This is a genomic window from Sediminibacterium sp., assembly GCF_051861365.1.
Lineage (GTDB): Bacteria > Bacteroidota > Bacteroidia > Chitinophagales > Chitinophagaceae > Sediminibacterium.
The window spans coordinates 158,032-168,926 of the sequence record NZ_JBHYCW010000004.1 but is presented as its reverse complement, the minus strand read 5'-3'; the positions used below and the strand labels follow the sequence as shown (position 1 = coordinate 168,926).

The 10,895-nt window shown below is 39.3% G+C and carries 10 protein-coding genes; all 10 read right to left on the bottom strand.

What is annotated here, in order from left to right:
* Window positions 1-1,276 (bottom strand): efflux RND transporter permease subunit (locus tag ACTIEV_RS03220; protein ID WP_439516068.1); only part of this gene is annotated, 1,276 nt, incomplete at its 3' end.
* 262 nt (window positions 1,277-1,538) lie between these two features.
* Window positions 1,539-1,859 (bottom strand): DUF6660 family protein, encoded by a 321-nt coding sequence (locus tag ACTIEV_RS03215; RefSeq protein ID WP_439516067.1) that lies wholly within the window; start codon window positions 1,857-1,859, stop codon window positions 1,539-1,541.
* Between the two features lie 83 nt (window positions 1,860-1,942).
* Window positions 1,943-2,728, bottom strand: a complete 786-nt coding sequence (locus ACTIEV_RS03210; protein ID WP_294993928.1) for a hypothetical protein — start codon at window positions 2,726-2,728, stop codon at window positions 1,943-1,945.
* 20 nt (window positions 2,729-2,748) lie between these two features.
* Window positions 2,749-5,022, bottom strand: a complete 2,274-nt coding sequence (locus tag ACTIEV_RS03205; RefSeq protein ID WP_439516066.1) for a copper-translocating P-type ATPase — start codon at window positions 5,020-5,022, stop codon at window positions 2,749-2,751.
* Between the two features lie 21 nt (window positions 5,023-5,043).
* Window positions 5,044-7,326 (bottom strand): multicopper oxidase domain-containing protein, encoded by a 2,283-nt coding sequence (locus ACTIEV_RS03200; protein ID WP_322195662.1) that lies wholly within the window; start codon window positions 7,324-7,326, stop codon window positions 5,044-5,046.
* An 11-nt stretch (window positions 7,327-7,337) separates the two neighbouring features.
* Entirely contained in the window at window positions 7,338-8,315 is a 978-nt protein-coding gene (locus ACTIEV_RS03195) for a DUF2231 domain-containing protein (RefSeq protein ID WP_439516065.1), read from the bottom strand.
* 23 nt (window positions 8,316-8,338) lie between these two features.
* A complete protein-coding gene (locus ACTIEV_RS03190; protein WP_178887959.1) occupies window positions 8,339-8,908 on the bottom strand; it encodes a DUF2911 domain-containing protein in 570 nt (189 codons plus the stop codon).
* Window positions 8,909-8,926: 18 nt separating this feature from the next.
* Window positions 8,927-9,577, bottom strand: a complete 651-nt coding sequence (locus ACTIEV_RS03185; RefSeq protein WP_178887960.1) for a class I SAM-dependent methyltransferase — start codon at window positions 9,575-9,577, stop codon at window positions 8,927-8,929.
* Between the two features lie 134 nt (window positions 9,578-9,711).
* The gene (locus ACTIEV_RS03180; RefSeq protein WP_178887961.1) at window positions 9,712-10,134 is read right to left on the bottom strand and encodes a hypothetical protein; all 423 of its coding nucleotides are present in this window, start codon (window positions 10,132-10,134) and stop codon (window positions 9,712-9,714) included.
* A 55-nt stretch (window positions 10,135-10,189) separates the two neighbouring features.
* Entirely contained in the window at window positions 10,190-10,843 is a 654-nt protein-coding gene (locus ACTIEV_RS03175) for a DUF4136 domain-containing protein (RefSeq protein WP_178887962.1), read from the bottom strand.
* Between the last annotated feature and the right edge of the window lie 52 nt (window positions 10,844-10,895).

The following is a 10,895-nucleotide window of genomic DNA, read 5'->3' as shown; positions in this document are numbered from 1 at the left end:
CGGCCTTTCGCAGGCCTAACTGATGCATGGTTGCTTCCACGATAATCACGGCTCCGTCCACAATCAAACCAAAATCAATGGCACCTAAACTCATCAGGTTACCAGAAACACCAAACAGGTTCATCAACGAAATAGCGAAAAGCATGGCAAGCGGAATGACAGAAGCCACTATTAACCCGGAACGGATATTGCCAAGAAAAACCACCAGTACAAAGATGACAATTAACGCACCTTCAATAAGATTAGTTTTTACAGTTCCTATCGCCCTGCTAACTAAAGCACTTCTGTCAAGAAAGGGTTCAATGACCACACCTTCTGGCAAGCTTTTCTGGATCTGTAAAATTTTATCTTTTACACTGTTAATTACAATACTGGAATTTGCTCCTTTTAGCATCAAAACAATTCCACCAACTACTTCGCCTTCTGCATTACGGGTTAATGCCCCGTATTGCGTGGCATGACCCAGCTGTACCGTTGCAATATCCCTTACCAACACGGGTGCACCGCCGGAAGTTCTTGTAACCACAATTTTGTCAATGTCATTGATTGTTTTAATAAAGCCTTCGCTCCGGATAAAATAAGCATTGGGCTTTTTATCTATATAGGCACCGCCCGTATTCTGGTTATTTTTTTCAAGGGCATTAAATACGTCCGCTATCGATAAATTATAGCTGCGAAGCTTATCTGCATTCAATGCAATTTCATATTGCTTTAAAAGACCACCAAAACTGCTTACATCAGCAATGCCGGGTGTCCCAAGCAACTGACGACGAACTATCCAATCCTGTATCGTCCGAAGCGACATGGCATCATATTTATTTTCATACCCTTTTTTTGCATGTAAAACATATTGATAAATTTCACCTAACCCCGTAGAAATAGGAGCCATCTCAGGATTACCGATGTTATTGGGTATTTGGTTGCGTGCTTCTATCAACCGCTCACCTACTTGCTGACGGGCCCAATAAATATTTGCATCATCATGAAATACAACTGTAACAACTGATAATCCAAATCTGGATATGGAACGAATTTCCTGTACTTCCGGAATAGTGGCCATTGTTTGTTCCACCGGGAATGAAATGAGTTGTTCTACTTCCTGTGCCGCCAATGATGGGCTCAGTGTAATTACCTGTACCTGGTTATTGGTAATATCAGGAACGGCATCAATCGGCAATTTATTTGCCGAATAAACACCCCATATTATTAATGCAAGTGTAAAAAGACCAATGACCAATTTATTTTTTATGGAGAATTGAATGATTTTATTAAGCATATTTTGATTTAATATTTTGAAACAAGGCGATAATACTTAGTGATAATGCCAATTATCGCCATGAGCATTACAATACCAAGCACTATCAGTGTAATAACTTTTATAACCCGCATCCACAAGGGCTTTACAGGATCTTTAATCCTGCTGTAACCTGATTTACTGCGGGTAATTGACCTTTTTCTCTTGGTCATAACCACATGGTAAACAAAATGATAAAAATGTAAAAGTCAGCGCATGACAATTGCACTGAAATGAGAAGAAATTAAGCAGTTAGTTTGGGAGGCTGCCAGATAGAATAGGAAACTTCGGAATTAAAATTTTCGACATCAAAGGAGTCCTTTTCAGATCGGAAAAGAATTTTTAGAAACTGTACCTTACTCAGAGGATTATAAAAGGCTGCAGCTGCACAGCAAGAACAGGTACAAAAAGGTGTGCACGCTTCTTTCGAATGATTATGTGCTTGATGATTGGAGGAAGTTGAAATTTTGGATTCTGATTTTGCATTACATTCCGTGCTGTCACTGCATGTAAGGCATGACAAATAGAGCAGGGAAAAGCCTAAAAAGAAAAATAAAAATTTCATTGAAGCAAAAATAGCTGTATATATTGCAATTTTCAGTAGAAATAGACTCCTAAAATGGCAATATGGTTGCAAAAGATGGAAGATCAGGCTATTTTTTCCGATTTCGCAACTCTTTTTCCGCCCCATTTTGAACTGATAAAGAATAATGCAAACCCACTTATTACAGTGATCAATCCAAAAATGGAAAATATTCGAAGCAGCCAGTTACCGATATGATCCCTACTTTCATAATCCATCGTGTGCATCATCCACAGAAAATCAAATATTCTCCATTTATTATTCCTGAATTTTTGAATAGTTCCTAATTCACTGGCAACGTAAACAGTCGTTTTTGATGGATGTTCAAAGGTAATGGCATAGGCAGGCAAAGGGCTTTCCCGATATTCATGATGACCACTTGTAACAGTTAAGTATTCAACTGATTTTGCTTTAGGTTCTCCATTAAATCTCATTTTAGCTACATCAACCGCTTCTTCTTTTGTCAATGGTCCACGAATCCGACCTGTTTCTGCATCGGCAAGATGATTCATTACCTGCATACCATGTCCATCATTCGTTTCATTCTGAATGGTACTTATACAACGAACCTGGTAAAAAGGCTTGCCCAAAATTTCAATCAATTGAATGGAGACAACTGAATCAATGCGATGAATCTTTTTTATTGTATCCAGCACTACTGTAGGACTGACCAGAGAAATATCAGAAGAGAAAAGCGTTGCATCTTTCTTTTGAAAGTCACCATGCACTTCATCCATATTGCTCCAACTGAAATATAGGCCACCAATTGTCCATAATAAAAACTGAATGCCTAAAATAACACCAAGCCAGCGGTGTGTTTTTCGTATGTAGTAGTGTTTACTTTTTGCCATAAACAATATAGGTTGTTGGTTTATTTTATTTTTAAAAGACTTGCATTAATAGCCACCACAACGGTACTCACACTCATTAAAACGGCACCGGCAGCAGGGCTTAACAGGATTCCCATTTTGTACAATACTCCCGCCGCCAATGGTAAGGCAACTACATTATAACCCGTGGCCCAAATCAGATTTTGGATCATTTTTCGATAAGTGGCTTTGCCAAACTGAATAAATGAAACAATGTCTTGTGGATTGCTGTTGACCAATATAATCCCTGCTGTTTCCGCCGCAATATCAGAACCAGATCCAACTGCAATCCCGATATTAGCCTGCGCCAAAGCAGGGGCATCATTGATCCCGTCTCCCGTCATCGCAACGAATTCTCCTTCTGCTTGTAATTCTTTTATTTTTTCTAGTTTTTGATGTGGTAAGACCTCTGCAAAGAAAAAATCCATACCCAACTTACGGGCAACCGTTTCCGCCACTCTTTTATTATCTCCTGTAAGTAATACTGATTTTATATTGTCAATACCCAAAGAACGGATAGCTTCTGCTGATTCTGGCCGAATAGTATCTGACAAAGCAATATATCCGGCAAGTTGATTATTTATCAAAACAAATACGACGGTTTCAGAAGCATCAGTCATATAGTCATCGGGTAATTCGACATTCGACTCTTTAAGATATCCAGGACTCACAATTTTTATATCGTTACCTTCTATAGTTGCTTCGACTCCCTTTCCTGTAATGGCATTAAAATCGCCTACAACTGGAATTTGAATCGCTAAGATTTTTGCTTTCTGCATAATTCCTGTTGCAATAGGATGTTCTGAGTTCTGTTCCAAAGCAGCTGCATATTTTAATAATTCATGTTCAGAAAGACCCTCAGTCAATGAAACAATCTTAGAAACTTCAAATTTTCCAACCGTCAGCGTTCCGGTTTTATCAAATACCAACGTTGTTATCTTTCTTGCATTTTCAAAGGCTGTTCTGTTCTTTATCAGTAACCCATGTTTTGCTGATAGTGCCGTTGATTTTGCTACTACCAGTGGAACAGCTAATCCCAGTGCATGGGGGCAGCAAATAACAATTACTGTTACCATACGCTCAATGGAAAAGGCCAAACCTTTTCCCGATAAATACCAAACCAAAAAAGTACTGACACCTGCCACAATCGCAACCAGCGTAAGCCATCTTGCTGCCCTGTCTGCAATTAATTGAGTTTTGGACTTTGATTGTTGTGCATCCTGAACCAGTTTTACGACCTGCGATAAGTAGGAATCTTTGACACCATGTGACACGGCAACTTTTATGGCTCCATTGCCGTTGATAGCTCCTGCGATCACCTTATCTCCCTTTGATTTTTCAACGGGCTTCGATTCACCTGTAAGCATGGACTCATTTAGGTAACTTTCCCCATCTACGATAATTCCATCGGCAGCAACCTTCTCCCCTGGCTTGATAAGAATCACATCATTTTCTTTCAGTGAATCAGTTTTTACTTCTGTTATGGTATCACCATTGATTAAATGAGCATCATCAGGCAATAACTGTACTAATAATTCAAGTTCCCTTGATGCGCCAGCTACAGATTTCATTTCTATCCAGTGCCCTAATAACATGATAAGAATGAGTGTTGCTAATTCCCAAAAGAAATCCATGCCCTTTAACCCCAGTACAATTGCTAGGCTATAGATATAGGCTATTGAAATAGCAAATGCTACCAATGTCATCATTCCGGGATTTTTTGCCCGCATTTCTCCGATTAACCCTTTGAGAAATGGCCAGCCACCATAAAAGAATACAACAGAGGATAAAATAAGTAACACATAGTTTGAGCCAGCGAAACTGATGTGAATATTCAGCCAATGTTGAATCATTTCTGAAAGCAACATGATAGGAACCGTAAGAAACAGCACAACATAAAACCGTTTTTTGAAATCTGCTATACCGGAGGAATGGGCTTCATGTCCACCATGCGTAACAGGTTTCGCAATTGGCACAAGCGACATACCACACAGAGGGCACTGACCAGGACCATCCTGTATGATTTGCGGGTGCATGGGACAAGTATACTTTTGGAACCCTTGAGTATTTCGCTGTTCAACAACATGCTCTTCATGAGAAGAAGCCTCTATTATATTGTCTGTATGCAGATGCTGCAACTGGGAATGTTCTTTCTCGTTTGCATCAACAGGAACGAGATTCATTCCGCATTTGGGACAATTGCCGGGTTCGTCCTTCACAATTTCAGGATGCATTGGGCAAGTATACCGCTGCTCGTTGTGGTGGTTATGTTTCATAAAAAAAAATTTATTCTCATTTCAATAGTGCCATGTTAATCCAATTCCCCATTTATAATCACTGTCATAATTTGTGCTGATGGAAAATGATTTAGCAATCATATATCTAGTTGCTACATTAAATTCTTTATCCGTATTTACCCTGAAATCAAAAAAGAAGTTATTGCTCAGGGGTAAATCCCTTCTTTCTAATTGCAGCCTTAAACGGCCGGTGTGGTCAATTCTCCATTCCGAACGGATGAGCAACGGCAGCAAATAATAAAAGCCGGCATCAAAAACCCGCCTGTTATCTTTTGTATTGGGTTTGTTTGCTAATGGCAGCGTTTTATTTTTCCGGTAATCATAGCCAATATAAAAAGCCAGGTACTGATTCTTATCAAGGTAACGAAGTAAATGTGTTTCGGTTTCATAGTTTCCTTTCCAGCTTACACGGCCTTCAAACTCCAATGCCATTTTATTGTTGGAAATATTGCCGCTCAGCCATGCACCCTGTGAGTGAACAGATAAATCATACCAGGGATAAAGGGCATTGTCTTCTTTTTTTAATTTTTTGTAACCGTTTTTTGCAAATTCATTTTGTTCGCTGCCTTCGTAACTTACAATACGGGCCATACCGGCCATCATGTGGTAAAGTATATGGCAATGAAAAAACCAGTCCTGCTCTTCGTTGGCCTCAAACTCAATGGTAACAGTTTCCATGGGTTTGATATCAAACGTGTGTTTCATAGGTGAGTACTCACCCTGTGCATTGATGAACCGGAAAAAGTGGCCATGTAAATGCAGCGGGTGCCGCATCATGGTGTTGTTGGTTAAAACAAATCTTACCCGTTCACCTTTTCGGATAAGGATTTTATCGGCAACGGATAAAGTTTTAAAATCAAACGACCAAACATAGCGAAGCATATTGCCGGTAAGGTTTAATTTGATTTCCCGTGGCGTTAAAGACGAATCCAACGTTGTTGGATGCAATGCCCGCAGCATGTTGTAATTAAATTCACCCGGCATTTCCATATTCATATTCATATCCATGCCCTGCATACCCTCCATCTTCATTCCTTCCATATTCGGCATATCCGTTTTTTTATTTTCCGGCATGGTATCTTTGGGCATGTGCATATTTTTCATGTTCATGTCTTTCATATCCATGCCCTGCATATTACCCATGTTCATTCCTTTCATGTTCATGCCGCCCATGTCCTTCATCATTTTAAAATAATTCAGTCTTGGAATATCAGGGGCATTAATGACCATGCCGTTACCAAAATAGGCAGATGAATATCCGGTCACATCCCATGAAGTTGCCCGTAGTTCTGCGGCGCCTGTTTCGGGTACAGTAATTAAAACGTCATAGGTTTCTGCGATGGCTATTTCAAGTTTATTTACATTAACAGGTGTTACATTGATACCATCAGCGGCAATTATCCGCATATAGCTGTTTGCATACTGCAGATTAAAGTAGGTAGAAGCCGAACCATTAATAATCCGCAGCCGGATTACTTCTCCCGGCTTTGCATCTTTAAATTCATTTGTTTCCTGCCCGTTCAGTAAAAATTTATTATAATAAACATCAGATACATCCATAGCGGGCATACGCTGCCATTCCTGTTTCAGTTTATCTTTGAATGCTCCTGCGGCAATAGCTTCTCCATAACTTTGTAATGCCCCTTTTTTAATGGCATACCATTCTCCGCCACGTTTCAAGTAGCGCATTACCTGATGAGGGTTTTCGTCCGTCCAGTCTGATAATAACAAAACATATTCTTTCAATTGTGGCTCTGGTTGGGCTGGGTGGATTACAATAGAACCATACAAACCGCTTTGCTCCTGCACCATGGTATGTGAGTGGTACCAGTAAGTGCCGCTATGTATCAGTGGAAAAGTGAAGGTATAAGTTTCGCCGGGTTCAACAGGGGATGTGGTTAGGTAGGGGACGCCATCTTCTTTATTGGGCAATAAGATACCATGCCAGTGAATAGAGGTTTCCATCTTCATCAGGTTGTGCACACGGATGATGGCAGTATCCCCTTCGGTAAACTCAAGAATGGGGGCCGGTATTTGCCCGTTAATGGCAATAGCATGACGACGTTTACCGGTAAAGTTTACCATTGTATCGGTTACATATAAATCATACTCTACTTTTTTACCCTGGTAAACTATTCCTGCTCCGGTTTGAGCCGGCTTCAGGGGGAAATTATACGCTGTTATTTTTTTTACACCGTTATCCTTTGCCCCCGGCATGGAATGTTTCATTTGTGCAACACTGCAAATCGGTACCATCAATACAAAAAAAAGCAGTTTCTTCATATTGTTATCATTTATTGTTTGTTCTGCTTATCATTCTTTTTACGTGCAGGGTTATTGTCGGGAAAACGCAATGTATCCATTTTATTTTTTGCCGGCATTTTCATATTTCCCATGCCCGGCATATTCATGTCTTTCATATTCATGGATGAATCCATTTTCATGTCCTTCATATCTTTCATATTCATGGATGAATCCATTTTCATGTCCTTCATATCTTTCATATTCATGGAAGAGTCCATTTTCATATCCTTCATGTCTTTCATCTTATCCATATCTTTCATACCCGGTATATTTTTCATTCCCTTCATGTCTTTCATATCTTTCATGTTCTTCATGTCTTTCATCTTGTCCATGCCTGGCATATCCTTCATGTCTTTCATCTTATCCATGTCTTTCATGTTCATGGATGAGTCCATCTTCATAGTATCCATTCCCGGCATTTTATCCATATTGTTCATACCGGGCATTTCGTCATTCATGTTCATGGCAGAATCATTTTTCATATCCATGCCTTCCATATCTCCGCCGGCACCGTGCCCTTTCATTAAATATTTACCCATAGGCCCTACACCGGCCACATGGGTAAGCTTTGCCCCATGATGCCCTGCAATGGAAAGAAAAACCGCTGCGATGATTGCGGCAACCAGAACTATAATTTCAAATGAACGCCGGTTGATTTTAAAAAAAACACCAATGCTTTTCAGCAAAAAAGTAATGCCACTCATCCACAGTGTGAGTTGTGCATATTTTTCATGCTGCTCAAATATTTCCAATGCTGCTTTTGGCGCATCGGCCGATGGCTCTGCATGAAAGACAGTGCTGGCGGCAAGGGATGAAAAGAAAGCACCGGCCATAATAACAAGCGCAACCCATTTTATCTGCTTCAGGTCTTTCCAAACCAGCAAGGCCTGTAAAGCGGCTGCCAATAAAATAAGTACAATGGGGAAATGTACTGCCAGGGGGTGTAATGAGGGAAAGTCTTTGAACATGTTGGATTGGTTTATTGATAATACTATTTTATAAGTTTAAAATCAAACTCCACTCTTATCTTCTCCCATGTTACAGCAATTTTGCCAGTTTTGCTTTTTCCTGTTTCAATAAAATATTGCAGCCGTTCTGTATGATTCACTTTTTTCGGTTTCACTTTTATTCTCACCACATCTTCTTTTTCATCATACTCTGTAGCAAGATGCTGTTTCCAGTTTTTATTGATGATTAAGGTCCATTCCGTTTTTCCGGGGATGGAGAAGATGGCATATTTTCCCGCAGGAATTTCTTTGCCACTAACAACAAATGCCTGTGGCATTTCTAATGTAGTGGCATCATGTGCACCTGTTACCCATACTTCATCATACGGAACAAGGCCGCCCCAGATAATTCTTTTACGAACGCCGGGTGAATGGTAATTAATTTTTATGCTGTCGCCATCAACAACCGCATACGCCATTGACTTAATGCTTTTTTTGGATGTGTCCTTTACAAGATTGGGATTATAGCAAACTTCTTCTTTCTTTTGTTCCTGTGCTGTTACAGAAAACGCTGTTGTAATTATTAAAAGCAGTAAATAAAATGTCCTTTTCATGATGCTATTTATTTGTTTTTATATTTTTTCCGAACTGATTATTTGTACTTCTCCAAATATGGTTTTGAAACGCTTTTTGATAGCCACATTTTCAAAACCGGCATCCGAAATCATTTCAGGTAATAATCCCCTGGCATTTGCATCTGTTGATTTAAACCCATCCAGACCTCTGATTATATTAAAAAGCGTTCTTTGAACCCATGATTTGGAGCGGCCAAAGTCGGCAATAATTAACCGCCCGTCTTTACTCATAACCCGGAATATTTCTGCCAGCATATTTTGTTTTGTATCTGTATCAAGATGATGAAAAACCAGGCAGGATATTACCCTGTCAAAAGCGTTACGTTGAAAAGGCAAATGTTTTCCATCATAATCAAGCAAAAAAATATCCAGCTTTTCCTTTTTTATCTTTTTAGTTGCTTTGTCCAAAATGTCCCTATCAATATCTACGCCTGTAACTTTAGTTTCCGGTGAAAAGTGTTTTGCCATGATAGTTAATGTGCCAGTGCCACAACCAAAATCAAGCAGCTTTGTACCGGAAACGATATTGGCATCCGAAATCAGCGCTTTTTTAATCTTTTTTTCGGGCATGGTAATCCCAACAAAAAAATCATACAAAGGCGTAAGCCATTTGAACCTGAGCGCCGGTATAAATTTAGTTTTCCCCACTACGATAATTATATTTTAAAGTAAACCCTGGATTAAAATGGTGTTATTAATTGGTGGGTGCGGAAACCCTGCTCCAGAAGCTGTTTCACTATAACTAAGGAAACCAAAGCAGGGCTCCGACCCGTGTTTTATATTTAATGATGCCCGCCATGACCTCCGTGATGGCCACCATAATAATATCCGCCATGATGCCCAAGGTCAATATGACTAACGACAACAGGATACCACCAGCCGTTGTTCCAGAAGTTTCTTCTGCGAATTGGCTGTTCTGCATAAACAGTTTGAGGTTGCTGTACAATTACTGTAGTTGGCTGCTGTCCGGTGGAATTAAATAAGTCCTTATTTCCATTTTCATACACAATCTGGCTAATATCAGCTTTGGCAGCAACATACACCGGCCCATTAATATTAGAAGACTTGAAGTATCTTACTTCAGTAATACCTACTTCTGATACCTTGGCATTGATAGTTTCTCCGGTACGCAGTGTAATAATATCCTGTGCGTACAAAAATGATGCAGATAACAGCATCATGATAAATACAAATAACTGTTTCATAATTTTAAGTTTTAAATGTTATGTTTTTAAGTCAAATTCATTTTCTTGAACGTCGTCATCTTCTGCTTTTTTTTGCTGGTGGCTTTACAGGGTAATTCTCCAAAAGTGTGTGCACTGCAGGATGCAATTCTCTTTGCAAAGTGGAAGGGTCGTATAAATCCGCTTCTACGGTAGCAGTATAAATAAATTTATTTTGCTTCCTGTCTATAACGTTTACAGTTATAGCTCCCCGGGTATATTCCACTGTTTTAGTAGTATAGCCGTATGTATAGCTGTTATAATTATAATTTAATGGCCTGTTATAATAATAAGCCCTTGGGTTAACATTGTAATAGGGGTTATGAGGTGAAATAGCCCTATATTGATAGGCATTATTATAATTATAGGAAGGAACAGTTGTACGTACCTGTTCAGTCCTGCTTTTTTTACTTTCTGTTACTTTGAGTTCAAACAGCACATCCGGGTTGTCATTATCTAAAGTCATACCCCTTGCCGCCAGTTCATGCGAAAAATAATTGATGGTATTATTGAAAATAATCTGGTTGTGATAGGGAGTATTATCATTATCAGTATGGGGAATCCAGGAAAATGTTTTGTATTTGCTGAAATCCACCGTTTGGTCGTAATCATTATACGATAAATTATAGGCTGTACTGCAGCCTGATATAATCGCTGCAGTAAAAAACAAAATGAAAAATCTGTATTTCATTGTTTTTAGTTAAAAGGTTGACAATATTGTTTACCAACACTTCCCCTTTAAA